Annotated in this window: 24 protein-coding genes; 10 read left to right on the top strand and 14 right to left on the bottom strand. The window is 55.3% G+C overall.

What is annotated here, in order from left to right; translation table 11 throughout:
* Positions 1–34 precede the first annotated feature (34 nt).
* The 14 genes from ACTO3O_RS04115 to ACTO3O_RS04050 all read right to left on the bottom strand — a co-directional run bounded on the left by ACTO3O_RS04115 (position 35) and on the right by ACTO3O_RS04050 (position 12694).
* Positions 35–2218 carry a BACON domain-containing protein gene (locus ACTO3O_RS04115; protein ID WP_297829846.1) on the bottom strand — a complete coding sequence of 728 codons (2184 nt, stop codon included), beginning with the start codon at positions 2216–2218 and terminating at the stop codon, positions 35–37.
* Entirely contained in the window at positions 2218–3126 is a 909-nt protein-coding gene (locus ACTO3O_RS04110) for a phage upper tail fiber protein (RefSeq protein WP_297829844.1), read from the bottom strand. The genes ACTO3O_RS04115 and ACTO3O_RS04110 overlap by 1 nt, the downstream gene beginning before the upstream one ends.
* Positions 3127–3138: 12 nt before the next feature.
* Positions 3139–4119, bottom strand: a complete 981-nt coding sequence (locus ACTO3O_RS04105) for a tail fiber protein (RefSeq protein ID WP_297829842.1) — start codon at positions 4117–4119, stop codon at positions 3139–3141.
* Positions 4116–4484, bottom strand: a complete 369-nt coding sequence (locus ACTO3O_RS04100) for a hypothetical protein (RefSeq protein ID WP_297829840.1) — start codon at positions 4482–4484, stop codon at positions 4116–4118. Before ACTO3O_RS04100 ends, ACTO3O_RS04105 begins: the two co-directional genes overlap by 4 nt.
* 125 nt (positions 4485–4609) lie before the next feature.
* A complete protein-coding gene (locus tag ACTO3O_RS04095) occupies positions 4610–5449 on the bottom strand; it encodes a hypothetical protein (protein ID WP_297829838.1) in 840 nt (279 codons plus the stop codon).
* A 5-nt stretch (positions 5450–5454) separates the two neighbouring features.
* Positions 5455–5745: a hypothetical protein gene (locus ACTO3O_RS04090; RefSeq protein WP_294591572.1), complete on the bottom strand. Its 291-nt coding sequence runs from the start codon at positions 5743–5745 to the stop codon at positions 5455–5457.
* Positions 5745–6023 (bottom strand): hypothetical protein, encoded by a 279-nt coding sequence (locus ACTO3O_RS04085; protein ID WP_297829836.1) that lies wholly within the window; start codon positions 6021–6023, stop codon positions 5745–5747. Before ACTO3O_RS04085 ends, ACTO3O_RS04090 begins: the two co-directional genes overlap by 1 nt.
* The gene (locus ACTO3O_RS04080; protein WP_294591568.1) at positions 6020–6643 is read right to left on the bottom strand and encodes a hypothetical protein; all 624 of its coding nucleotides are present in this window, start codon (positions 6641–6643) and stop codon (positions 6020–6022) included. Before ACTO3O_RS04080 ends, ACTO3O_RS04085 begins: the two co-directional genes overlap by 4 nt.
* A complete protein-coding gene (locus tag ACTO3O_RS04075; RefSeq protein ID WP_297829834.1) occupies positions 6640–7596 on the bottom strand; it encodes a hypothetical protein in 957 nt (318 codons plus the stop codon). Before ACTO3O_RS04075 ends, ACTO3O_RS04080 begins: the two co-directional genes overlap by 4 nt.
* A 6-nt stretch (positions 7597–7602) precedes the next feature.
* Positions 7603–8157, bottom strand: coding sequence for a DUF6046 domain-containing protein (locus tag ACTO3O_RS04070; RefSeq protein WP_297829832.1), 555 nt, complete (start codon positions 8155–8157; stop codon positions 7603–7605).
* Between the two features lie 5 nt (positions 8158–8162).
* Entirely contained in the window at positions 8163–10340 is a 2178-nt protein-coding gene (locus ACTO3O_RS04065) for a phage tail tape measure protein (protein ID WP_297829830.1), read from the bottom strand.
* A gap of 274 nt (positions 10341–10614) precedes the next feature.
* The gene (locus ACTO3O_RS04060; protein WP_297829828.1) at positions 10615–10962 is read right to left on the bottom strand and encodes a hypothetical protein; all 348 of its coding nucleotides are present in this window, start codon (positions 10960–10962) and stop codon (positions 10615–10617) included.
* Between the two features lie 41 nt (positions 10963–11003).
* The gene (locus tag ACTO3O_RS04055) at positions 11004–11447 is read right to left on the bottom strand and encodes a hypothetical protein (protein ID WP_294591558.1); all 444 of its coding nucleotides are present in this window, start codon (positions 11445–11447) and stop codon (positions 11004–11006) included.
* Between the two features lie 74 nt (positions 11448–11521).
* A complete protein-coding gene (locus tag ACTO3O_RS04050) occupies positions 11522–12694 on the bottom strand; it encodes a DUF2586 family protein (protein WP_297829826.1) in 1173 nt (390 codons plus the stop codon).
* Between the two features lie 623 nt (positions 12695–13317).
* Here ACTO3O_RS04050 and ACTO3O_RS04045 point away from each other — a divergent pair.
* The 10 genes from ACTO3O_RS04045 to ACTO3O_RS04000 all read left to right on the top strand — a co-directional run bounded on the left by ACTO3O_RS04045 (position 13318) and on the right by ACTO3O_RS04000 (position 26052).
* Positions 13318–13767: a hypothetical protein gene (locus tag ACTO3O_RS04045; protein ID WP_294591554.1), complete on the top strand. Its 450-nt coding sequence runs from the start codon at positions 13318–13320 to the stop codon at positions 13765–13767.
* Positions 13768–13967: 200 nt separating this feature from the next.
* On the top strand, positions 13968–15830 hold the full coding sequence (locus ACTO3O_RS04040; protein ID WP_297829824.1) for a YVTN family beta-propeller repeat-containing protein: 1863 nt from the start codon (positions 13968–13970) through the stop codon (positions 15828–15830).
* A gap of 10 nt (positions 15831–15840) precedes the next feature.
* Complete coding sequence (locus tag ACTO3O_RS04035; protein ID WP_297829822.1) at positions 15841–17028, top strand: RidA family protein; 1188 nt, start codon at positions 15841–15843, stop codon at positions 17026–17028.
* Positions 17029–17070: 42 nt separating this feature from the next.
* Positions 17071–17790 (top strand): cupin domain-containing protein, encoded by a 720-nt coding sequence (locus ACTO3O_RS04030; protein WP_297829820.1) that lies wholly within the window; start codon positions 17071–17073, stop codon positions 17788–17790.
* A 144-nt stretch (positions 17791–17934) separates the two neighbouring features.
* On the top strand, positions 17935–18249 hold the full coding sequence (locus ACTO3O_RS04025; protein WP_297829818.1) for a VOC family protein: 315 nt from the start codon (positions 17935–17937) through the stop codon (positions 18247–18249).
* Positions 18250–18285: 36 nt separating this feature from the next.
* On the top strand, positions 18286–19293 hold the full coding sequence (locus ACTO3O_RS04020) for a dihydroxyacetone kinase subunit DhaK (protein WP_297829816.1): 1008 nt from the start codon (positions 18286–18288) through the stop codon (positions 19291–19293).
* Between the two features lie 26 nt (positions 19294–19319).
* Positions 19320–19961, top strand: a complete 642-nt coding sequence (locus ACTO3O_RS04015) for a DAK2 domain-containing protein (RefSeq protein ID WP_297829813.1) — start codon at positions 19320–19322, stop codon at positions 19959–19961.
* Positions 19962–20021: 60 nt separating this feature from the next.
* Positions 20022–20900, top strand: coding sequence for a 3-hydroxy-5-phosphonooxypentane-2,4-dione thiolase (lsrF, locus tag ACTO3O_RS04010; RefSeq protein WP_297829811.1), 879 nt, complete (start codon positions 20022–20024; stop codon positions 20898–20900).
* A gap of 12 nt (positions 20901–20912) precedes the next feature.
* Positions 20913–21866 (top strand): beta-propeller domain-containing protein, encoded by a 954-nt coding sequence (locus ACTO3O_RS04005; protein WP_297829809.1) that lies wholly within the window; start codon positions 20913–20915, stop codon positions 21864–21866.
* Between the two features lie 112 nt (positions 21867–21978).
* Positions 21979–26052: an SUMF1/EgtB/PvdO family nonheme iron enzyme gene (locus ACTO3O_RS04000; protein WP_297829808.1), complete on the top strand. Its 4074-nt coding sequence runs from the start codon at positions 21979–21981 to the stop codon at positions 26050–26052.
* Positions 26053–26348: the final 296 nt, after the last annotated feature.

Raw genomic sequence — 26348 nt, 5'->3', positions numbered from 1 at the left:
CTGGCTGAAGGTACGATCATACGTTGTTGGTTAGTCATTCAGTTCTTGCTTCATCGTTTTCCTTTTCTTGGGGTATCATTGTCCACGTTCCATCTTCGTTTTGGACATACGTGTCCGTATCCGGTTGTCGGAGCGCATTGATTTTTTTTGCCAGCGCTTCGAAATCGACTTCGGCCAGCTTTGGATCATCTCCGGTTGTGATCACCCCGTTTTCTGCCAGTTGTTGCATTGTCCGCGTTTCGGCAGCAGAGAGGGCATAGGGGGAGGAGGTGTCCGCCTGCGTGTACCAGGTGTATCCCGCCGCCTCGTAGTCGCCATAGTTTTTCTCGAACAGCGCGATACCCGAGAGCGTGAAACCCGATCCTTTCACCGAAAATGACAAGGTGACATATTTATACGGGTATTTGTTTAGAAAATTGCCCTGTTGCATCATAATGAATCCCAGTGCGCAAGAATTGTTCCAACCGGCGTTATATCCGGCACCGACGTAAGCTCCTGCGTCTCCGGTATATGTCATTTCGGGTTCTCCATTGAGGTAGGATGTCGTTGATCCCAGTACCTTTTTTATCGCTTTCTCATACGAATGCATATGTATGGGGGTTGCTGTCCCTCCGATGGCTCTGCCGAGTTCTTCTCCGGGGCCTCCGTTCACGGAGAACCGCGGATATTTTGACGCCTTATTCGAAGGAGTGTACCGGAAATCGAAGTTTGTAGTCATGCCTGCCTGTGAACATGTTCCGATGTAGGTCTGTGTATTGGACGCTACGGTCGGTGCCCCCGGATAGTTCGATGTGTTTGGGGTTAGGGTGACATAAACCTTTCTGGTTATGGTAATGGAACGAGAGCTGGTCGAATTGTTCTGTGACCAGACTACTTCGCCCCACGTGGCTCCAACCGTAGCTCCGGTAGCACTGCCGGACCATGTGTTGTGAATGGTTTGTGTACCATATCCTTCTGGAACAGAGTTGTTCTCCGTAGTGGATTCTGAACTGAACTTGAAGTGCCATCCAGCTTGGTAAGTAGTCTTCGGATTCGATCGTCCTCCGGTGTAAGGTACGGATTCGTAAGACAATGATCCGGGTGTTTGGTTAAGTTGGAGGATGAAGTTCGGAGCTTGTGTCGGTGTGCCCGTAGCCGTCGTATCCCAACTTACCTGTGTGCCGCCGTAATCTGCGTGATTGGTAAAGGCGCAGGTCTGGGTAGCCGTTACCGTCGGGCCGGAAGTTCCGTTGCTGACAACTGTTCCTTTGGAGGAGGCTGTCACGATACCGTCGCTCAAAAGAGCGGTGAAGTTTCCCGCCGCTCCGTTCCATCGGAACGACATCCCGGTTTGTGCATTCGACCCACCGAGTTTGGCCTGGCTCCAGGTGCCCGCCGTACCTGAAGCCCAGGTGAATCCCCACAGGGTATCCACTGCCGCGTCGGTCGGATAACTATCCCATTGTGGGGCAGACGTACCTCCTCCGGCTCCGATGACAGGATAAGTCAGCGTGCGGGTTTTCAGGGCTCGGGCTTCCGTTACATAGTTGGCTGCCTGATGAATGAGGAGGGTCTTGCGATGGTCGGCCTCGGTGTCCGAGTTCGTTCCCGCTTCTATCCGGATGGTTGTCGTCGCCTTGAAAGTCGTACTGAGCGATCCGACGGTAAGTACGTCCGCACTGACGGAAGCTATGGAGTCCGAGACGATGACATCGGACGGCTGTGACTTGCTCGTTTCTTCTCCGCCGCTGCCGGGGACCTCGTTCCAAGTCCATTCGCGGCGAACGACCATATAGATTTTGGCCGTTCCTCCGCCGGCCGGGAAGGAGGTGACGGCATTCTCTGTCTCCAGCGACACGTTTTTCCATTCGCCGTAGATTTTCGTTCCCGCTTCCTGTGTCAGTGTACAGGTTCCCGTTATCTCGCCCTGCGTGACCGTGATTTTACCGTCGATCGGATCGGTCGTCGTGTTGTTCGGTGCCGTGATGATGACCTCTGCCGACCCGTTTCCGCCTAAAGTCGATGCCGTCCATCCGTCCGGTAAGTCGGTGATCGTCCATTCCGCTCCCTCGGTGCAATCGACCTGTAAGGTCTGCGTTCCTCCAGCTGCGGCAAAGGCCAGCGACTCGGTGACAGACAGCGAGAAGTTCGGATAGACTCGTTTGGAACCTATATAGGCCGCTTTCGTTGGCGTCGAACCAATGAATAATCGTATTTTCTTATTTCCGAATATCAGCATTACTGTACGATATAGAGTGTGTTTTCATCCTTCGTTTCCAGTGCTTCGTAGGCTTCCTCCGTGCCTTTCCAGAGGTGGATGCCGTCCACTGTGTCGGCGGCTAAGTCCGACTCGCTGCCATCTACTGTCAGTAGTTTGGCCAGTACATCTTCAGCGGTATAATGGGAGGCGTCTAATTTGGCATGCCAGGCTGTTCGTTCCTCTTCTGTGATGTGTCGGGCCGTGTCCGATATGTGTGTAGCCAGATCGGTAGCGGCGGCTCGTTCGTTGATTTGGCGGAGCAATTCCGCTCCTTGTCGTGCCGAGAGGACTCGTGTCGCATCGTCTGTGGCCAGGTCGTCGGCAATCGCTGTTTTTTTGAGGTATGCGGTTGTCAGAGACTCGATCTCGTTTTGGTGTTCCCGAATGAACGCGAGTGCCTCGTTCAGGGTGTCGATGACGTCCGGTGTTTCCGTGCCGCTGATCGCCTGGTTGATTGTTTCGATGCAGGTTTGGAGTTTGCGCAAGGTGTCATAGCCTTCATCCGCTCCGTCGCGGAGGGTGGTGAGTAGGGCTCGGTCGGCGGTTTCGAAGTCGGTACGAAGGGTCTCCAAGTCGGTACGAAATTGTTCGTCGGCGGCTTCCAACTCCTCGATGTCTTCGTTGATGACTGAAAATTCGTAGGCATTTTCGGTTTGGTGTCTTGAAAAATCTGCATCGAGTAGGTCATGTCGGTGCTCTAATTCTTCACCGTCTGTTCGGGAATATTTCTCATTCAGCAGGTTCGGAAGGTTTTCGACCGTGTCGATCGGAAGCTGATCTTCTTCTTTGTGCCAAAAACTGTCGATCCAATCCGCAAAATGTTCGGCTTTCGGATACAGACCGCGTTTGAACCATGACTTTAATAATGCTCTGCCTTGTGTTGCCATTTTGTAGATCGTTTATTTTACGCGCATGATGTAAGCCAGTACGTAGTACGGTGGCCGATTCTCGTGTGCGGCATTGTTGCCGGTTGATTCAGTGTGGTGTCGCAGGTAGTATAAATAATGGTTGTCGTGGTCGGTCTTTTTCGAACCGATCGCTGCATCGTCGAAGCGTTCTCGATCATCGCGTCCCTTTTCATCATAATTTTCGGAGAAATAATAGTCTTTCACCTGATGGGTATGGGACGGCATTTCTGTCGAGGTGAGAGTGTGTTGTTTCTCACCTCCTATATTCCCGAAAGTATTGTAATCCGCGTCGTTCGGGTTGTAACCGACTACGAAACGTCCTCGCAAATCCGGCAGACGGAAATAACCGTTGGAGGTGGCATAACGTAAACCTGTTGCGTTATAGGCATTGTTAAATGTGGTGCCGAGTGCTTGGTACAACTCCGGATAGTCGGTTATTTTCAATTGCTGGCCTTCGCAGAGTTCGTAGCCCTTCGGGACAGTTTTACCGCTCCATAGTTGAACGATACCTAGAGGCGGTGGAGCGAGCTTTTCGATGGCGATATCTTGTCGGCGGATTTCCGCTTCCAGTTCTGGGGGCGTTTTGACTGCATGGAAATCGGCCCAATCATAGTTTTCACTGCCGATGCCGGGTTTGAGCGAACGCACAGTGTATGCCTGGGGAAATTCGTAACCTTGTGCCGTGACCGGAATAATCTCTTGATGCACATACATGCCTCCGGCGATATTTCCGCCTTCCCAGTAAATGACTTCGCCTTCCGGAAAATCGTTCGTTTTCAGAAAAACATAGCCTGCTCGGCGACGAGTATTATTGAGTTCCGGTTCGCACCCCGATAAAATGGATTTGTCTCCGGCCAGGTTGCCGAGTACCTGCAGAAGTGCGATATTGGTTTGCAGGGCGTCGAGCGTCTCGCAATCGACCGGGAAATTTTTGTTCGGTTGCAGGAGGAACCGTCCTATCGTTTGTTTCATCCTTCCGTGTAGTTTATCGAAAATCTTTTTGATGCTAATTTGTAGGTGGAGACAATGGCGCGCAATCGCGAAAGTTCGATCGTGGCGTATAGCGAGAGCGGAATGTTTATCCAAAAATCGAATCCGTTGATTCCGCCGAAGCCTCGCCGTTCGATAATCAAAGGACGTCTCGTCTCTCGCATCGGCAGCAGACGTGTTGTCTCGGTGTGGCGTTGATACCAGGTTTGGTCAGCCTGCTCTTCGACTTCGTCCGTAATGGTGATGCGTCGTTCGATCGGGTCGAACAGGTCGTTCAGTACGGAGCGCAGGTAGCATACTTGGCCGTTGTGTTCGAGACGGTATTCGATGTCGGCGCGCCATTGCATAAATTGGCCGTACAATACGTTGATCGCCTGTACGGAGCTTTGTACCCAGGCTGCTATCAGAGGTTTGCGCCATCTGATCGGCAGTAGCAATAGGGCAAAGCGTTTTATTCGGAGGTCATAAACGCTCATTTGTAAGACTGCATGTTTAAGATGATCTCCCCTGCCGTAAAGTAACCCGCAGAAGGAGTAAAACGGGTGTCGATGACGATAGGTACGCTATCGTCGCTTCCCTCGGCCGAAGCGGAGATCAATTCAACGATGCGCGTGCCTTCGACCTTTTGCAATTCGTCTACGAGGGCCATATGGGTGTATTCGCCGTTGAACGGGAGGTTCTCGACATAGTTCCGAATGGCTTCGCGGCATCTGTTTTCGACCTCTTCGGATAGCAATATCGGATCATAATAGATGTCGACTTTGCAGTGGAAGATGTCGGCGCTTCGATTCACGAGATTGATCCGGACGCCGGCATCTTTGGTTTCAGCGATATAGGCTGCGAGTTGTTTCTCCGTATCGGCGTCCAGCGGCTGTCGGACTCCTTCTTTTTCGCCGGCTACTTTGATGGTAAGCAAGGAGGAGTCGGTGTTCTCCATGGCTGCTGCGAATTTGACGACTCGGGCGGCTTCGATCTCGTTTTCGTCCATACCTGCCGTGTCGTAGCGATCCGTATCGGGCAGCAGGAGCCGGTTCTGCATAAAGGCCAGCGTTTTGTCTCGGTACCATTTCGGGCGGTGGGGCATAATGGTATCGATTCGATTTTCGATATCTGTCCGGTGTCGATCGAACAGTAGTTCCAGTACCCATGTCGCGCAGGCGACGATGTAGAAAAACAGGTTCTCGATGCTCACTCGGCTGAAATGTGTGGTAAAGGCGTCGCCGGGTGCGAATCCATAGAGGGCTGCTACATCTTCGTTACGCATGAAGTCCGTTGTGATGCTCTCTTTGATTTCTGCGATTGTTCTTGCCATCTTTTTTAGCTTACTATAAAGTCGATTTCAATACCCATAAAGTGAATTCCTTCTTGTGTCAGGGCGGTCTCTTCCTCGCGGCTCAAGGCTGTGGCGGGGTATATCTTTTCTACGTGGTAGCGATTGACGGTGTAGGGGTGCTCCACCGGGGCGGTTCGTAGGGGGAGATCGTCTGATAAGACTGCTGTCAGGCTTGTGTCGTTGATTGCGGCCAGGCCCCATGCGGCTGCCATTCCGCCCGAGGTCTGAAGAGCTATGTCGAGCAGGCTTTGCCGCTCTTTTACCTTTACTTCCATTATTCCACCGTGATCGTATTATCTTCTGAAATGTGTATCTGACGGACATCGAGTCCGCATGCGTGCAGCATTTTTTTGACCTCTCCGCGCCACATGACGTCTACCTGTCCGCCGAGTGCCTTTTCGACTTCGCCGCCGATCAGAGGCCACTCTTTCCATTCGCCGCGCAGGGTTACGAGTACGCTTTCGGCGATTTGGCTGTTGGTGTCGCCGATCATGACGCGGCCGTGCTCGATGAGCAGGTCGCCGCTTTCCGTATCTATCAGTATGCCGTTCATCCGTGTTTTACTTTTTCGTTTTCATAATCCGTCCGTTGAGTCAGTCTCAAAGGGGATGTACTCCAGATAACAGATCTTACGAATAAAGTAGCTCCGCCATCTTGGGGACTGGGTGTCCATTCTGCAAAAATCTTTTTTAACTGGTTGAGGTCGTTTTCGATGGCATTGAGACGTGCGGTCAGCTGTTCTGCCTTGATGGTGCCCCCGAAACCGCCGCCGTTCAATGTAATGCCTTCGGAGGTCAATTCCGCACAAGTGTCGTTGCCCATGCGTATGCACACGCTGTTTTCGTCGGCCGTGATGCGAGCGCTCTGTTCGCTGATGGTCATCTCGATGCTTTCCACTTCGTCGGTGAGCAGTACGACGCCTGCCGAGCCTTCGGCGACGAATCCTACGACTACGAAACTGCCCACTTTGGGGAAAGCTACGAGGCCCAGTCGGCTCTCCTGATTGGCCTGGAGATTGACGCCCAGCAACGGAGCGCTTTCGTCTATCGGTGTGCAGTCTACGGTACGGGCCGCCCGGTCTACGGCATCTACCGTACAGATCAGGCTCGTTGTCCGGCGGCCTCCCTGAGCCAACCGTCTCACGGCTTCTCGGATGTTATTGATGTCGTTCATTCTCCTATTCGCGGGCCGAGCGTGATTTCTTGGCGGAAACCGTTCGTGCCGTATTTGATTATGTTTTTTTTCACTTGGTACACTCCCTGCCTTTTGCCGTCCGTTTTGAGGCCGATGACGTCCAGTTTATCCACTAATTTGTATCCGAAGGTCGTGAAATGGCCTGTCAGACCGTCGCGTTTCAGGCGTTTCATCTCTTGTTCCGCCCATGTTTTCAACTCTTTTTCTTTCAGGTTATAGGCGTGCAGGGTGCGGCGGTCGCCATCCTCGTCGCCTACTTCGACTTTGAGCTTTCGATTGTTCGGCATCAGACTGATCGCTTCGATTCGCAGACGCATGTTCTCGGCTTTTTGCTGTTCGAGATTCTGGTCGTCGATGATGTTCGTGCCCGTAGCGAAAACTTGTGTCGGTCGGTTGTCCCGCTCAAAAAGAATGCCGCTGTAGAGCACGGCCCGCTCGTCTTCGTAGCAAAAGAAACTGCGGATGCCGTTTTCTTGAAGGTGCCCCAAGAGTTCTGCTATGTTTTCGGCCGTCACGCGATATTGGCCGAGATGGTGTTCACCCATTACCTCGATGGGACAGGGCAGATTTTGATCTCGCAATAGGGTGTCGAGCGTGACGTTTCGATAGCTTTTTTTTTGCGTTCGTATCTGTTTCAGACGGAACATTTCGTCTTCGCACGTGATGACAACGGGTGTGCGGGCTCCCACATCGCGCACGTAACCGGTGAAGGCCGGTTGTAGATCATCGTTGTAGCCTAACCAAATTTGGATGGTATCGCCGCGTTGGATCGGGATTTCGGTCTCGTTATCCCATTTGATTTTTTGGGGGAGCGTCAGACGGCATTCGTCCGTCAGTTTTTCCGTATCGCGGGTAATTTCGAGTTCCGTGATTTTGTCGAGCTGCCAGCACTTGGCCCCTCTGATTTCTACTTTCGCTGTCAGTCTGTACATGGTCGTTTAATATTCCGTGCAGTATACGTTGTAATCGTTGTCGCTTAGAGCCGAGATGCTTACGCTCTGGTAATTGCTGGCGGTGTCTTGCGACACGGAAAAGTTCTTGACGACGATGCGGTTGATCTCGAATAATTCCAGAAAGAGACTGTGAACGCTCAGGGACGCTTTTTCGTCGAAAAAAGCGCGCAACTTGCTTAATTCTTCTTGCGGATATTCGTCCACCAGGATGCCGTCGCGCATGGCCGCTACTCCGATGACGATTTCGATTTGATAGTCGCCGTCATTGATATATTCTTTCACCGTGCCGTTCATGCCCACGACTTGAGTGGTGACGATATTTTTCGCCCGGCTGACGGCACATATCGCGTCGTTCAGTACCAGTGTCTGTCCGTCCTCCTTGCGTAGGGTCAATTCGCAAAATACGTAGCGATCCCTCCAGTAATTTTTGTCGGTTATGGGACTTCCCGGCTCCATGTGGAAGGGGATGGTTCGAGCGGGTAAGCTCTTTTGTGATCCAGCCGGATGGGCGGTCGGAAACTTAAAAAGGATCGGTTTCATGCTTTTTAGATGGCTAAGTTTACGTCGTTCAGAGCGGACAGCAGCGTTTCGCTGACGAGTTCTTTGACTTTGCTTAAATCTTCCGACATGTTGGTCGTCCGGATCTCGAAACGTTCTACGAGTTTGTCTACATGAACGGTTATGTTTTTGATTCCTCCCCCGGTTCCGCCGTTATTATTTATTCCACCCACGGTGCCGAGGCTTCCTCCTGTCGGATCGTTCGGCAAAATAGGCGGAACAATTCCCTCGGGCAGTTTGGTCAGGCTGTCCGGGTCGAATTCTTCTCCTTGTTTTTCGGCTTCTTCTTTTTTCTTTTTTTCCTCTTCAGCCTTTTTGCTGGCCGTCATTTCGGCTTCGTAAGCTTCGTTGAACGCTTTGCCCACACTGGAGCCGAACTCCGAAAAACCGCCTTTCATTTGGTTGAGCGCCTTTTTGATCCCGTCTCCGTCGAAGGAAAATGCCGCTTTGAGCAGATCGCCGATCGATCCGAAGAGGTTTTTGGCCAATTCCCAGATCCCTTTGAATACGGCGACGAAAGCGGCTCCGAGACCTTTCAGTGTGGCCCGGAATTTGGCCGATGTTTTCCAGAAGTAGAGCCCTAAGGCGACCAGAGCGGCGATGGCGGCAGCGATCCATCCCAGTAGCGGGATATTCATGATGGCTACGCCGACGGAACGGCAGGCCGTCACGGCCGACAATTTGAATGCTCCGAACGAGGTGGAGGCGATGCCGGCAAAGGTGGCCGAAGTCGCACCGCTCGTAACGAATGATACTAATAATGCACCTAAGCCCTTGAGCGCCTGGAAAATGCCGACAGTGGCGAATCGAAGGACTGCCAGTGTTGCGCGGCCCATGTTGATCAAAAATCCGTTGGATTCGAATTGACCCGTGACCAGCTCGCGGTTCATCAAGGCCACTTGCAGGCGCGATGCCTGGATGAAGTGTTTGATATTCGACCACACGGTCGCCCAGTCCAGGTTTTTAACCCACTTCATCAGGTCGCCCATGCCGGAGATCAGTTGTATGAGTTGCGAAATCGGAGTGAGTATCCCGGTGATGGTGGATATCCAGAGTCCGAAGTCGCTCGTGACTTGAAATAGGCTGATCCGGCAATCATCGATTCTTTGATTGATGCGCGCCTGACGTTCAGCGTAGCTCTCCATAATGGCGGCCGCTTGTTCTTCGGCTGTCGAAGTGCCGGTCACAGCATCGGTGAATTGTTGTAATCCGGTCGTTCCTTCGATCAGCGTGCGGGCGGTGTCGGCATGCTCGCGACCGAAGATGTCGGTCAGCAGGCTATTGTGGGTCAATAACGGCTGGAGAGACTCCAGTCGTTCTTTTAAGGGGATGGTTCGGTCGGTCAATGTGCCCACGTGAATACCTGCTTTTTCAAGCTCACCCAGTGTTTCGGCCGGTAGAAAACGAGCGGAGGAGAGGGCGGAGAGCACGGCTTGTAGGGCGCTGCCGCCTGCCGCTCCTTTCTGGCCGACCCGGTCGAGCATCAAAATGGCCGCATTCGTCTCTTCGAAGCTGATGCCTGCGGTTTTTGCAGCGGTTCCGCATTGTCGCAATGCGGCCTGAATAGAGGGAAGCGAAGCCGAACCCGCTTGACTGGCTGCCGCCATGGTATTCATCATGCGCGTCATCTCGTCGGCGGCTTGTATGGGATTGTCCAGGCTGACTCCGTACTGATTCATGGCGGTGGTTAATACCTCGACAGCCGCAGCGCTGTTGCCTCCCATCAGTTTACCGGTGGTTGCGACGCAGTTTCCCATGGTTTGCAGGGCTTCGGGAATCTCGGCCAGTTCGGGGGAGAGTTGCGTGAGCAAGGACTGATAATTTTTGACAGCTTGTGCAGCGTCGATACCGAAAGTTTTGGCCGTGGTGCGGGCATAACTTTCGATCTTTTCCAGCTTTTCGCTCGTCACGCCCGAAACGACTCCGAGTTCGTGTATTCGGCGATCGAGTTCCACGCCCGAAGAGGTAAGGCTTTTTAGCGAGTTGTTGAATTTGCCGACAGAGTCGCTGGCCGTGTTCAGGAACGCAGTTGCCCGGCGCAGTTTCTCCATCCAGCCGTATGTACCTTCGGCGGCGGTTTGGAACCGGTCTGCGCTTTCGGTCATTGCGTCCATCGCGAGGGTGAAATTGCCGCTGATGTGGAAATTGTATTCGAAATTTTGCATGGTCGGGTGGTTGTTTTACGCTGATTCGGTCGCGCGTTTGGGGGCGTATGAAAAGATTCGGGCGGCTAAGGGCCGCCCGAACTTCCCAGTAAACTCGACAACAAGGTGGCCAGGTTTCGGATTCGGTACTGCTCTAACCATAATGCGGCGGCATACTGCGTTGCCCACTCTTCATAATCGGCCGTCGTAGGGTCGAGACCGAGGTTCGCGCGGATCAAGGCGCACCCTTTCGGAAAACCGTCCTTGCCGTCGTCTTCCGAAAGCAGGTGCGCCTCTACAAGTTTTTTAGGCTACCGAGGCAGGAGTTGAAGAGCTTGCCGAGCTGTGCCGTCGCTGCCATGAACAGCAGCGCGTCTTCGCGGATCTCGGTGTCGCCGCCCAGGAAACAGTTGTCGTACAGTACGGCGGCGCTCTTCACTTCGTCGTTTTTCCCCACTTTCGTGACGGCCGACATGGTCTCGATCGACGGGCGTTTGAAATAGGCTACGTGCAGGTCGTCTCCGTCCGTCACATCAATCCGGATCACGCGGCCCAATGTGGCTTTCCATTTGTTGATCTGTTCTTCGGTTATACCTCCGTCGCAGGTTCTTCCCTGGGGCTGTCTCTTCTCGTTGTTTTCCATTTGTTATTGTAAGATGGTTGTTCTGGTTGTGTGTTTGCGGGTTATTGGGCCCATTCGATGTGCGAGGGGATCAGTTCGAGCTCTACCTCTTGTCCGGTATCGCCTTCTTTCCATTTGCGGCTGTTACCCGAGAACTGGACGTTTCGGATTTTGTCTGCTTTGACCGTTCCGCTTTCGGGCAGGTAGGTGACGGTGATGTCGAAAGGCGGGAGATCTTGGATTCGGCCGTTCGGAGCCTGTTCTTGCATGGATTCGACCTCTTCCTGGTAAAGGGTGATTTTCGCCGTTGAGGTGATGCGTCCTTTGGCTCGCCCCACGGGATGGCGACCTGCGCCGTACTTGTTCACCACCTCCTGGCTGTCGCTGTATTCGATGCTGGTGATGCCGTTCAGGGGTACGCCGTTGATGGTTGCTACGATGTCGGCCCAAGAGTAAAGTGTGCCGTTGATTAACGGGAGTCCGTTGTTGGTGTTATTCGTTGCCATTGATTTTCGAGTTTGTACCGCAATCGGCGCCGCTCGGTTCGCACCGAACGGCGTTTTTTGCGGCAGATGAGTAATTATGCGGTTTGTGCGAAGCCGATTTTAACTTTGATTTTGCGCATCACGCCAACGGCTACCTGTCGGATGATGATCTCCACCTCGCTGGTGCTCAGGATATTCTGATCGGGGTCGATCTCTACGCGATAACCCGAAAGTTCACCTGCTTTTTCCATGTCTTCGAGCGCTTTGTTGGCCGTCGTTTCCAAATGGCTGATGCTGTAAGCCTGCATTTTGCCGGTTTCGGCGTCCACATAGATATTACCGCCCAGTTCGGGAACCAGATAGGTACGGATGCCGCGCACGGCTTTATCCATCGTCCGAACGTTTTCGATCATGGCGTAGTCGCTGATGGCGCTGTCCATCGTGTGGCTGTCGTTCATATAGCTGCCTGCCTGTCCCACATGGGTGACGAAAAACAGATAGCGTCCGGCGTCCAGTTGTTCGATAAGCGCCTTGTCGATATCGCGATAGAGCGTGCCATCGCTGAAGGCCGGAACATTGATGCCCGTGGGGAAGTTTTTGACCCAGCCGATTGATTGATGCACGGCCGCTGCGGATACCAGCCCCAATACGACCCCGACGGCCGAAACGGAGGCTTTGGCTGTTTGATTGGCTTCGGCGGCATAGAGTTCCGCTGCGATCCCGCTCCCGGCCTGTGCGATCACTACGCTGGTTCGGTACTGATTGGCGCCGGCTACGTTTGTGGGCAGTTCGCCGATCGCTGTTACCTGTGGAGCGTACAGGATGGAAAGCGGAGCGTTTTCTGCATCGAGCGCATCGGCCACACCTTGAATTGCGGTCAGATCATCTGCGTCGAAAGCCTTGTCGCCGCACCAGAGGGCCATTTGTCGGATGCGACCGTTGGCGAAGTTTTGTACCGTTTTGATTTCGGTGAATTTGTAGTCGGTCGGTTTTGTGAAGATCCCGACATACAGCGAGATGCTCGGATTGATGCGGAATATCTCCGACAGTTGATAATGCAACACTTTCACGCTCCAGCTGTTAGCCGTGTCGGTAATGCCCAGCTTTTCGGCGGTGTTGATGGTGGAAACGGCCTGTACGTGTTCTGTCTTGAAGCCGTCGGGAATTTCCGCTTCGGCCAAATAAGCAATGAATCCCGATACGTGGTCTTCGCCTGCTACGCTTTTAGGTACGTTGCCGTTTTGTCTTTCGATTTTTAAACTGTTCATTTTTATTAGGGTATTTTGGTCATCTTTTTTTCGGCCCGATCGATCCGTGAGCTCGTGTTTCGGGGTACAAAGGGGACTTTCGATCGTCGGCTGTGACGAATACTGCATTGAAGCCGGTTTGCGTGATCGTTCGAGAATCGATTCTCCGGTATATTAAAGGCGAACTCCCCGAGTGTATTGTTCCATTTTTTGCGGTCAGCGGTGGAGGAGTGGCTACTGAGCCTCTTTTTGAGAGACAGGGTAATCGGTTCCTGAGCGGATGTTTCGACCGGTGGGACAATCCGTACCGTCATCTTTTTTGCTTTGTGTTTAATCGATAGTTTGTGGTGTTAGTTCGTTTGCACATGTTTGTCGCTGAAACGGAGACGACCGATCGAATGTCGCGAGCATGTTGCGGAGTGGTATGATCGGTATCGGCCGCTACCGACTTTCCTGTCTGCAGATCGAGCAGGCGAGATTCGATGGTGCAAATGTTCATTTTCTTACGCACCGGCACAAAAAGAGTGTAAAGCCTTGTCTATCTTTTTTTCATCCCGGTCGAATCGTGGCACTTTTGCTGGCCCGAAACCCTTCTTGCGGGTGTTCGTTTAACTATTCAATCAAATTAACAAGGAGAAAGAAAAATGAGAAAACGACTGTTTCAAGCTATTTGCGCACGCCTCAACGAACGCGTCCCCGAAATCCGGTGGATCGATTGGTGGAACAATCACCTTGTTCGACTCGATGGTGAGCCGACATGGGAGGTACCGGCAGTGTTCGTTGAATTCGAAACCATCGAATGGCGGCAACAGAATCAGGCTGTCCGCCGGGGCGATGTGGGGATGCGTCTGCATGTGGTGACACGTGCTGTCGCTCCCCAGGAAGCCGGTCTCCGCCAGTCCGATATGGTGGCGTTGTTCGATTTGGTCGATCGTATCCATGGGGCTCTGCAGGGGCTTCGCGGCGAGAATTTTTCAGCGTTCCAACTGACTTCATCGACCACTCCTCATGACCACGCGGAGTGGTTGGAAGGGATCGAACGTTATGCGACGAATGTTCAGGATATTGCTGCTGTACCTGATGTGAATCGGTAGCTTATGTTGAGTATAGAATCTGTGCCTTTCTGTCTGTTTGTGTCGATTCCGGCAGGTTGGACGACCTGCTGCAATATGGCCGTTGCGGCGGCCGGGCGTTTGGGAAAAAGCAAAAATTTTCGTAATATTGCACCACATTCGAGTCGAGCGGCCTCTCGGGCGTTCGGCTCGAAACCCAAACCACCAACTTGAAATCGATCATGAAATCCGCGACAATCGTCTGTTGTCTGGCGGGGAGTTTGGCGTTGGCCGTCGGAGGCCCCTGCTTCCTCGCTCAAAATCGAGCCGTCTCGGCAGCCGTTCCGGCCTCTGTTCAAGAAGACTCTTCCCGAAAACCGCTGTTTATCACCGATATCGCGATCTTGTCCGACGGACGCGTCGTTACGTCTAATAAGGGAGATAAGTCCGTGCGCATCTATCGGGCGGGGCAGTGGGAAAGCCCGGTTCGGCAGTGGACATTCGAACAGACGCCCACCGGACTGGCGGTGGGGAAGGGAGCTGCGGGCAAAGAGCGAATTTTTGTGACCACCTTCGATAAACGAGGGACGTTAGAGAGCATCGACCCGACGAAAGAGGGGGCGGAAGCGGTCGAGTGGAGCGTGGCGGTGGGGTCGGGAGCTACCTCGCCCGTCTATTCCCGGGAAGGGTGGCTCTATGTCCTCAACCAGTTTGCGAATACCGTGGATAAAATCGATCCGGTGACCGGGAAGTTGATGGCGAGCGTGTCTGTGCTGCGGGAACCGAAAGGCGCCGTGGTTTCGCGGGACGGGAAGTACCTGTTTGTCGCGAATTTCCTGCCCGCTCAACGGGCCGATGTGGACTACGTGGCGGCGGACGTATCGGTCATCGACTTGCGCAACTTTAAGAAAATCAAGGATATCAAGCTTGCCAACGGGAGCAATGCCTTGCGTGGGATCGCGCTGAGTCCGGACGGGAAGTATGTGCTCGTGTCGCACAACATGGGACGGTTTGCCGTGCCCACCTCGCAGTTGCAACAGGGATGGATGAACACCAGCGCGCTGAGTGTGGTGGATGCCGAGACACTGGAATTCGTCGGCGGGATCGTGCTCGACGAACCGGAACGCGGCGCAGCGGGGGTTTGGGATATCTGTAGCGTGGGAGACAAGATTTATGTGACCCACTCCGGAACGCACGACCTGAGCGTGATCGACTATCCGGCGATGGTTTCGCGGCTCAAAGGATATCGCGGGACGGCGGAACAGCTCTCTTACGACCTGCGCTTCCTGTACGGGATTCGGGATCGGGTGGCGCTGACCGGCAACGGGCCGCGGAAGATGGCCGTTTCGGGGGATGGGAAGCAGCTGTACATACCGGCCTACTTCTCCGACACCTTGAACGTGGTCGATTTGGCGGACGCCCGGAACATCGCGGTCGTGCCCTTGGTGAAGAATCGGCAGGAGAGCGATGCGCAGGCCGGCGAACGGATCTTCAACGACGCCACCTTCTGTTTCCAGAACTGGCAGTCCTGCAACGGATGCCATCCGGGAGAGGCGCGAAGCGACGGGATGAACTGGGACCTGATGAACGACGGAATCGGGAATCCGAAAAACTGCAAAAGCTTGCTCTATTCGCACTTCACCCCGCCGAGCATGATCTCCGGAATTCGCTCCGATGCGGCGATCGCCGACCGGAAAGGGTTTACCCATATCCAGTTCTACGAGATACCGGAAGATAAGGCGTTGCAGGTCGACACTTATCTGAAAAGTTTGCAGGCCGTGCCCAGCCCGTATCTGGTGGACGGCCAGCTCTCGGCCAAGGCCAGAGAGGGCAAGAAAGTCTTCGACAAATACCGTTGCGGAGAGTGTCACAGCGGGGAGTACTTCACCGATATGCAGATGCACCGGATCGGTGACGACATCGAATTCGAAAAAGGATGGGACACGCCGACTTTGCGGGAGGTGTGGCGGACGGCGCCTTACCTGTTCGACGGCCGGGCCGCGACGATGCGCGAAGTGTTCGAAGTCCACCGGCACGGGCTGGAAGGCAAGCGGCCCAGCGCTAAGGAGATCGACGCGCTGGTCGAATACGTGAACTCTTTGTGACGGGGGATATATGAATCAGGGATTCGGTATCGTTTATAATATAGATAAAGTCTGGTTCCGCGACTTCGGCGAGATGGTCGGCGAGATGCTCGACAAATTGACCGTCACGTGCGACGAGCGGAGCATCGTGCCCTTGCGGCTCATCTTCTTCGGCAACCCGGACGACAACCGGCAGTATGTCGAGCATCGGGAGTGGCTGCTCGCCTTGATTCGCGAACGGTGCGAACGATTCGGGTGGCGGGTGCCGCTGGTCAGTTATGTGGCCCAGCGGTCGCTGGATTCGGGGCTCGTGATGGAATCGCAGTGCGTATCGCGGGAGAACTCGGCACGGGTGCGGGAGCATTGTTCGGGAGAGGGGGTGCGCTATTTCGTAGTCGAGGACGACGAAGGGAAACGGCTCTTTACCGAAGGGATTCTGCCCGCATCGATCGACGCGCCGATCTTGGAGCAGTCCAACGAAGTGCTCTCGAAACTCGGACGGGTGTTGGGGGCCGAAGGGATGGACATCAACACCATCGTCCGGCAGTGGAACTACATCGAACGGATCACCCACGTGCCGGATACGCCGGGAGCCAATCAGCACTATCAGGACTTCAACGACGCCCGGTCGCACTTCTACGCCCGGACGGCGTGGAAAGGGGGATATCCGGCCGCTACGGGGATCGGGACGGCGCACGGCGGGATTATGGTCGAAGTAGACGCCGTGGCTTCGACCGGGAAAAAATGCGCCGCGGTGGCTTTGGACAATGCGTTGCAGGTAGCCGCGCACGACTACTCGCAGAACGTGCTGATCGGGGTGGCCGACAAGATATTCCGGCACAAAACCACCCCGAAATTCGAACGTGCCAAAGCGGTGGTGAGCTCGGAAGCGGGTGTGCATGTCTACATCTCCGGCACCGCGGCCATCCGGGGCGAAGCCTCGCTCACCGGCGTGGGGATCGAACAGCAGACCGTCACCACGCTCGAAAATATCCGCTATCTGATCTCTAGGGAAAATTTGCGCAAACACGGAATAAAGGTCGATACCGCGCCCGAAATCCAAATTTTTCGCGTATATTTGAAGACCGAGAATTTCCTGGAAGCCGCCCGGACGATTATCGAACAGACTTATCCGGAAGTGCATGCTTTGTACGTACTTACGGATGTCTGTCGGGATGAATTGCTGATCGAGATCGAAGGGATGGCGGTCGCGGAGTGACGGAAAATGGGTAAGGAAAACATAACACGTATCAATCATACCATGAAAAAAGTAAAATGCTTTGCAGTTTCTCTGGCGGCGCTCTTCGGCGCTTCGTTGATTTTCGCCTCGTGCGGCTCTTCGTGCCCGGCCGACGCGCAAAAGGGAGCTGCGGCTGAAAACACCAACACGATGAGCAACAAAGCACCGTACCAGAAAAAGTACACCAACGCCGATTTCTACGACGCGCAAGGGAATTTCAAACAGGATGTCGCTAAGGAGGCTTTCCTCGACATGTTCGCGCATTACGATGTGCCGTTCACGCCGTTGATGGAGAAAGACATCTGGTTCACCGACTTCGGTCTGGGCGACTTCGAAAACTGCGGGATGGGCGGCATCTTCTGGATCAACGACTCGACCGAGGGTTACTTTGCGCACAGCATCTACCTCTTGCCGGGCCAGATGATTCCGGAACACAAACACGTGAAAACCGCGTTCCCGGCGAAGAAAGAGTCGTGGATGGTGGACAAGGGATGGGTTTACAACTTCTCGGAAGTAGGCGAGGCGACGGAAGGGGCTGAGGAGCTCGTGCCGGCTTCGCAGAAAGCGACCACCGTTTCGAAGAACTACGTGAAACAGAACCTCGGCGAGGTGCTTACCCTCAAGGCGCCGGAAACCTGGCACTTCATGATGGCGGGTCCGGAGGGGGCTATCGTGTGGGAATTCGCCAACTACCACGATAACGCAGGGCTGCGCTTTACCCAGCCGAAAGCGGCATTGTAATACGATACGAGTGTTCGTCCGGATCGGGAAACCAGCCGATTCCGGACGACTCTTTTTTGAGGCGGAGCGGAGCCGGCGAGGTGGTCGCTGCCGCTATTCGCATAAAAACAGACCCGAACTCAACCCATTGAATCGAAAACCGTTATGAGAACATACGATCACGTCGGAATGCCGACCTCTACGCCGAAATCCGGCGAAGTATACAACGAAGGGATGAAAGTCTGGCTGACCGACTTCGCGCAGAGCCCCAATCGCATCGAGTGGCTGCGGTTCGACGCCGACTCGTGGATGCCGGAGTTGATCCGGACGACCACTCATCTGGCTTACCGGGTGACCGATCCCGAAGCGGAGATGGCCGGCAAAAAGGTCTTGCTGCCGCCGACCGATTGCGGGGGAGGCAACTGGATCGCCTTTGTCGAAGAGGAGGGGATCGCCATCGAACTCATGTGGCAGGCTTAAATGAATGAGGTTTTAACAGACAGAATATTCCATACGATGAATAAATTCATAAACTCTACCGAAAATATTACCGCCGAATTGTTGGAGGGCTACACCATGGCCTTTGCCGACACCGTGAAACTCGGCGCCGAAAATATCGTGGTGCGCACCCATCCGAAAGCGGAAGATAAAGTGGCCATCGTCGCTTTCGGCGGGTCGGGACACGAACCGGCCGTGAGCGGATTCGTGGGCGAAGGGATGCTCGATGCTTCAGTGGTGGGCGATATCTTCGCCGCACCGGGGGCACAGCGGTTGTTCCAGGCTTTGCAGATGTTCAAGCGCGATGCCGGGATTCTGCTCCTGATCCTCAACCACTCCGGGGACGTGATGAGCGGCAATATGGCCAAACAGCTCGCCGAACGGATGGGCATCAAAGTCAAATCCATCATGACCCACGACGATATCTCGGCCGGTTTGGATGCGGCCGATGAAGATCGGCGCGGCTTGGCGGGGGCGATACCTATGTATAAGATCCTCGGCGCTGCGGCAGAACAGGGGAAATCCTTGGACGAATTGATTGAGATCGGCGAACGGTTCAACAAGCAGATCGCCACGCTGGCGGTGGCGATGCGCGCCTGCACCCATCCGCAGAACGGGGCGACCATTACCGAGCTTCCGGAAGGGATGATGCAGATCGGGATGGGACAGCACGGCGAGGCTGGACAGGGGGGGAATGAACCTCTGGTGTCGGCGGATGCTACGGCGGAATTTATGGTCGGCCAGCTGATGAAAAAGCTCGATTTGAAGGAGGGAGATAACGTGTTGTTGTATATCAACGGCGTGGGTTCCACGACGTTGATGGAGCAATTCATCGTCTACCGGGCTGCGGCAAAGAAACTGGCAGCGGCGGGGATTACCGTGGCCGACGGATTTGCCGGCGAGTTGCTCACCGTGCAGGAACAGGCCGGGTTCCAGATGATTCTCGGCAAACTGGATGCCGATCACCTCGACCTGCTCAAGAACTATAAGGCGGATGCGCCGTACTGGAAACGGTTCGGGAAGTAATCCATACATATTGTAAATCAGAGACTATGAGTCAGAAACTAACGATACCCGATTTTCAGAAGATGATCCGGCGCGCGTTGACCGATGTGACGGCACGGGCGGGCGAATTCAGCGAACTCGATGCCGTGATCGGCGACGGGGATCATGGCGAAGCGATTGTCACGGCTTTGAACGCGATCGCCCGGGTGGCCGGCGCCGATGATGCGGCGGGGAAGGATTTCAAAGTGCTCTTGGCGGATATGGGCTTCGGCGTGATGCTCGAAACCAGCGGGTCTACTTCTACTTTGTTGGGCGGCTTGCTGCTCGGGATGAGCGACGGGGTGCCGGCAGGTTTGTCGGCGTTGGATGCTGCGCAGGTCAAGGCCATGTTCCGGGGCGGGTTGGAAGGTGTGCAGAAGAACACCAAAGCCATGCCGGGGGACAAGACCATGATGGACGCCTTGTATCCGGCGGTGCAGGCCATCGAGGCTTGTCCGAGCGATGACGTGGCGGTGATTTTGAACGCCGGTGCCGAAGCCGCTCAGAAAGGCGCCGAGGCCACTGTGCAGATGAAAGCCAACTTCGGGCGGGCGAGGAACTACGGCGAGAAGTCGGTGGGGCATGCGGATAGCGGGGCTTCCTCGTGGGCCTGCATGTTCGGTGCCTTTGCCGCGGCGGTGGGGGCATAGGATTCCTCCGCTCCTCGAAAATCATTTTATAAACCGAAAACAGAAAAAACAGAGAAGATAATGGCAGATATGGATGGTATCCTTGAGAACAAGGATAAAGACTACGGCATTGGGATTCCGGTACAGGAACAGAACTACTTCGTGAAAGGGGCCGACAACCTCGACTGGGGGATGAAAGACCGCCTCTCCAGAATATTCCGGCCGAGTACGGGACGGACCGTGATGCTCGCGTTCGACCACGGATATATCATGGGGCCGACCTCGGGGCTGGAACGGCTCGACCTCAATATCGTGCCGCTGATTCAGTATGCCGACTCGCTGATGTGTACCCGCGGGTCGCTCAGAGCAGTGGTGCCGCCGACATTCAACAAAGGGATTTGTTTGCGTTACTCGGCCGGGTCGTCGATCCTGACCGACTTGAACAACGAGTGCGTTTTGGATCCGGTAGACGCCGTGCGGGTCAACGCTTCGGCGATGGCGGTGATGGTCGCTATGGGGAACGACAAGTTTGAGGCCAAGACCATCGAAAACCTCGTCCGGACGGCGGATGCAGGGTACAAGTACGGCATTCCGACCATGGGGGTGACCGCTGTCGGGAAAGATATGGTACGGGATTCCAAATACTTCGGTTTGGCATCGCGCGTGTGTGCGGAGAACGGAGCCAATATCGTGAAGACCTACTACTGCGACGGGTTTGCCAAGGTGGTCAATGCTTGCCAGGTGCCGATCGTGATTGCCGGCGGCAAGAAACTCGAAGAAAAAGAGGCGTTGGAACTCTGCTACAAAGCGATCAACGACGGAGCTATGGGGGTCGATATGGGTCGGAACGTCTTCCAGTCGGCCAATCCGGCAGCCATGATTCAGGCCGTGAGCGCTGTGGTGCATGACGGCTTGACCCCGGAACAAGGTTTCGAAATGTATAACGACCTCTCTAAGTAATAGACTTTTCGTATGAAACGTTTTATTCATAAAATATCCGTTCATTCGAAGGGGATGGCTTTGGGGGCGGCGCTTTGTGCGGTGGCCGGGTTGAGCGCCTGCGGGCCGAAACCGGTGCAGGACAAGATCTTGATCGCGGGGTCGTACTGGGACACCATCGCCGTCGTCAATCGCAGCGCCGGGAATACCATCGAGTGGAAATACGGCTTGCCGAAAGGGGCGGAGTGCAATAGCGTCGAGATTGTTCCCGGGACGGGCGACGTGCTGCTCTCTTATAAGAACGGCGCGCGCGTCGTGAAGCGGGATTCCGTTAATGGAGGGGGGACGATCGTCTGGGACTATACCGATGTGGCGCCGGGCGAAGAGTTGCAGACCGCGACCAGACTGCCGGACGGGGGATACCTGCTCGGAATCTGCGGCACCCCGGCCCGGTTTGTCGAACTGGACTCTACGGGGCTCAACGTGCGGCGCGAAGTGCGGTATGATTTGGGGATCGGCGACGCACACTCCCAGTTCCGGCGCATGGTCAAGGCGCGGAACGGGAACTACCTCGTGCCGATTATCACCAACGGGAAACTCTTGGAAATCAAGGACGACACGACTTTAGTGGCGGAACTTAACCTGGGTGGAAATCCTTTCTCCGTACAGGAGTTGCCCAACGGGAATCTCCTGGTGGGATTGGGCGATGCCCATTGCGCGCTCGAAGTCGATCGCTCGATCGGCGGACTCGTCCGGAGGATCGATGCCCCGGCGGGAGTGATCTTCAACTTTGTCGGACAGGCACAACTGATGCCGGGAGGTAAAGTCATGGTTGCCAATTGGCAAGGACATGCACCGGCAGATAAACGCGATACGCCGCAGTTGATCGAAGTCGATCTGGGGAAAGGGACGCCGCTCGTGTGGAGCTATGACGGACGGAAAGACGGAGTACGGCTGGTTTCGGCCTTTTTCCCATTCAAAGAGTAGTGGGACAGGGGGAGCGAAGAGAATGATCGGTTCATGCAGAGAACGGTCGGGCCGCGTGGCGGCTCCGGCCTTTACTGCCATAAAAAAGGAATACTAACACCAAACCATAAAGATGATTAAACGAAGAATTTTTACGGCCGGTTTGTGGTTCGCTTTGGCTGTCGCAGTTCCTGTGACAGTGGGCGCGGCGACCGTTTTGGCTTCGCGGCCTGCACTGCCCGCGTCGGCCAAAAAAACGATCGGCAAAAAGCAGGGACAGACCGACAACTGGCTGCACCAGGCTTTGGCCGCTAAAGCTAAGATTGCTGCCGAATCGCCGGCAGGATTGCCGTTCGTATCGACCGAATACCGGCGCGGGACGGCTCCGGGGAAAGTCTCCGTAGACCTGACGGGATTGAAAGAGATCTCGCTGGTCACCTGGGCGACCCCGGACGGGAACGACTACGACCATGCCGTTTGGGCCGACGGTCGGTTTACCCGGAAAGACGGCACCGTGGTGCGGCTGACCGACATGAAACCCTCCGTGAAACGGATCGCAGGTAACTGGACGACCGTCGATAAAAACTTCAACGGCAGCAAGTTGAAGATTGCCGGAAAGGTCTACGACCATGGGATGATCGCCCATGCCAACAGCTTGATGACCTTCCCGTTGAACGGCGAATACACCCGGTTCGACGCTGAATTCGGGATCGACGACGGATCGGCCGGCGGGAGCGCCATTTTCAAAGTGATGGTCGATAACGGACGGAAAGAGGCCAAGGCGCTGGTCGCTGCGTGTCCGGAGGTGGAGACCAAACTCGGCGCCTTTATCGGTGCCCCGATCGAAGACTGGCTCACCTCGCCCGGGACGGCGCTGGAACAGGCTGCCGTGATGAAGACCGTGAGCTTGCTGGACAAACCGGCTTACTTCAACGACCGCATTGCCGCGTTGGAAGCCGAGCCGGATATGGCGAAACGCATCCTCGGCTATATGGATCTCGCCAAGCAGGCAGAGGTTGTGCTGAACTTGCAGAACCAACTCGCATGGCTCGACATTCCGGCCATTGGCAAAGCCTTGGCCGATATGAAGACCATGCCGGGATTCGACGCGAAGAAATATGCGGATGATTATGCCCGTCTCCAGACCATTGCTGCCGGAGGATTCGACGGTATTTACCGGGTCGATGAGGCCACCATGGCGCGCGCGGCGGAAGCTTTGGAATTGAAACGTGCGATCCTGCTGGCCAATCCGCTCCTCGATATCGACAAAATCATCGTGACCAAGTACGAGTTGGGGGCTGATGCGCGCTACGTGATGGCACCCTCGCTCGGGACACAGCCCAACAACTGGTCGAACCAGTACTCCGGCGCTCGGGGCGGTTTCGACGCCTCCATCGTCGAACTCTCGAATTTGCGCGGCGGGAAACTCAAAGAGCGGGTCATTTACAAACCCAAGAGCGACGCGCCGGTTACGGACGTGCATATGCACTGGGACGCCGACCGGATGCTCTTCACCTCGGTGGACTCGGCCCGGCGGTGGCACGTCTTCGAAGTGAACACCGACGGGACGGGCCTGAAGAACGTCACCGCGGCCATTCCCGAACCCGACGTCGAATTTGCCGACGGGGCATACTTGCCGGACGGGCGGATGATTATCAACACCACGCTGGGATACCATGGGGTGCCGTGTGTGGACGGGGCCGATGCCGTGGGGAACTTCGCCCTCTACGATCCGAAGAGCGGCAAACTGCGGCGCCTGACCTTCGACCAGGACAACAACTGGAACCCGACGGTGATGAACAACGGCCGGGTGATGTACACCCGGTGGGAATACACCGACCTGATCCACTACTTCTCGCGCTTCGTCATGCACATGAACCCGGACGGAACCGAGAACAAGAACCTGTACGGAAGCGGCTCGTACTTCCCGAACTCCACGTTCGACATGCAGCCGCTGCCGGGGAGCTCCAGCGCCTTTATCGGCATTATCTCCGGACACCACGGGATTGCGCGCTCCGGGCGGTTGATCATCTTCGACCCCGCCAAGTCGCGGAAAGAAGAGAAAGGGATGGTGCAGGAGATTCCGTTCAGCAGCCGGCCTATCGAACCGATCATCAAGGACGAGATGGTGAACGACGTCTGGCCGCAGTTCATGAAACCGCAGCCGCTGAGCGACAAATACTTCCTCGTGACCGCTAAACTCTCGCCGACATCGCTGTGGGGGATCTACCTCGTTGACATCTACGACAACGTCACCCTGCTTGTCGAGGGTGAAGGGGAAGGGTATGTGAACGCCATTCCGGTGGTGAAGAAAGTGACCCCGCCGGTGATTCCCGATAAAGTCAACCTCGACAGCAAGGAAGCTACCGTCTTCATTCAGGACATTTATGAAGGCGAAGGGCTGCCCGGCGTGCCGCGCGGGACAGTCAAGAAGCTGAGAATCCTGGCCTATGAATACGCCTATCGGGACTCCCCCTCGAACCACTCTGCACAGGGGATTCAGTCCGGGTGGGACATCAAACGACTGCTCGGCGAAGTGCCTGTCGAAGAGGACGGCTCGGCCATCTTTACCATTCCGGCCAATACCCCGATTTCGCTGCAACCCCTCGACTCGCTCGGACGCGCTATCCAGTGGATGCGCAGCTGGTTCGTCGGGATGCCGGGCGAAACGGTATCGTGCGTCGGATGTCACGAAGATCAGAACCTGATGCCCATTCCGAAACGAACCATCGCTTCGGCCAAGAAACCCGCTAAGATCGAAGTGCCGGAGGGCGGCGTGCGGCCGTTCACCTTCGAACTCGAAATCCAGCCCATTCTGGATCGCGCTTGCGTGGCATGCCACAATAACGAAAACGCGGCCGGAGGGAAGAACTTTACCGGCGGACGCTTCAACAACCTCTATAAGTTCAGCGACAGCTATCTCGATTTCCATCCCTACTTCTATCGTCAGGGGCCGGAAGCGGATATGTACGTCCTCGTGCCGTACGAGTTCAACGCCTCCAACAGCGAGATGGTGCAGATGCTCGAAAACGGCCACCACGGCGTGAAACTCACCGACAAGGAGTGGAAGACCCTCTACAACTGGATCGACTTCAACACCCCGTATCACAGCGGATTCTTCGACGTGCGGGATTTGAAAGTCGGCCAGCACGGTTACGACCAGATCCAGCGGCGGAAAGAGCTTGCCGACAAGTATGCAAATGGGTCGGCCGTGGATTGGCAGCAGGAGATTCGCGACTACGCCGCCCAGCTCGAAGCTCAGCCGAAAGCCGAACCGGTTATGCCGGCACAGGAGGCTGAAGCTAAAGTGAAAGATATCAAGGTGAAAGGTTGGCCGTTTATGGCAGACGAAGCTCGGGCGATGGTCGGCGACGACAATAAGAAGAGCGTCGAAGTGGCGCCGGGGATTACGATGAATTTCGTTCGGATTCCGGCCGGGACTTTCGTGATGGGGGCAGACGACGGCATTGCTGCGCCGAAATCGAAAGTGAAGATCGACAAACCGTTCTGGATGGGCGAAATCGAAGTCAGCAACGAACAATTCCGCGCCATCTTCCCGGAACACGACAACCGCCTGATCGGTCAGCACTGGAAAGACCACACCGGGCCGAACTACCTGGTGAACGAAGACTGGCGTCCGGCGATCCGCATCAGCTGGGAACAGGCCATGGAGTATTGCCGCAAGCTCAGCGAAGCGACCGGGCTGAAGATCACCTTGCCTACGGAGGCGCAGTGGGAATGGGCTGCCCGTGCCGGAGCCGAGGGCGACAACTGGTGGGGAGCGGATACCGACTTCTCCGCCTATGAAAACCTGGCCGATAAACAGTTGCAGAAGATGGCCGTGAGCGGCGTCGATCCGCAGCCGATGAATCCGAACAGTCCGGTATTCAAATACTGGGACTTCCTGCCCAAGGACGCTTCGGTAGACGACGGCAATATGCTGCTCGGCAAGAGCGGCTCGTACAAACCGAATGCGTGGGGGCTGTACGACATGCAGGGGAACGTCGCCGAGTGGACACGGTCGGACTATCGGCCATATCCGTACAAAGCGAAGGCCGATGCGACCAACGTGTCGAATGCCGAGAAAGTGGTTCGCGGCGGTTCGTGGATCGACCGGACGAAGAACGCCAGCCTTTCGACGCGGCGTCACTTCCTGCCGTGGCAACCGGTTCGGAACGTCGGTTTCCGCGTGATTATTGAAGAGTAAGCGGGGGAGGAGAGAAGGGCGTGCTGCTGTGCTTTGCCATGCAAGTACGGCCTCTCTTCCCCAGTTTGTAGAAGGATCGAACCGGGATTTCAGCCTTTTGGCGGTTGGAATCCCGGTTTTGTGTACCTCGGCTCGTGCCGTTTAGAGATATATTCGCCCCGCCTAAAGAGGGAAATCGTCAAAACTCGCTTGCGTGTTTTGACAAGATTTCCCAAGGCGCGCGAACAAAGAGCGGTGCGAGGAATTGGGCCGAGGCTGCCGTAGCGAAACGCAAGTTTCGCCCGTCCACGGGACGT

This window comes from Rikenella sp., assembly GCF_056799795.1.
The sequence above is the reverse complement of the archived record's forward strand: the minus strand, read 5'-3'. Positions and strand labels throughout refer to the sequence as shown.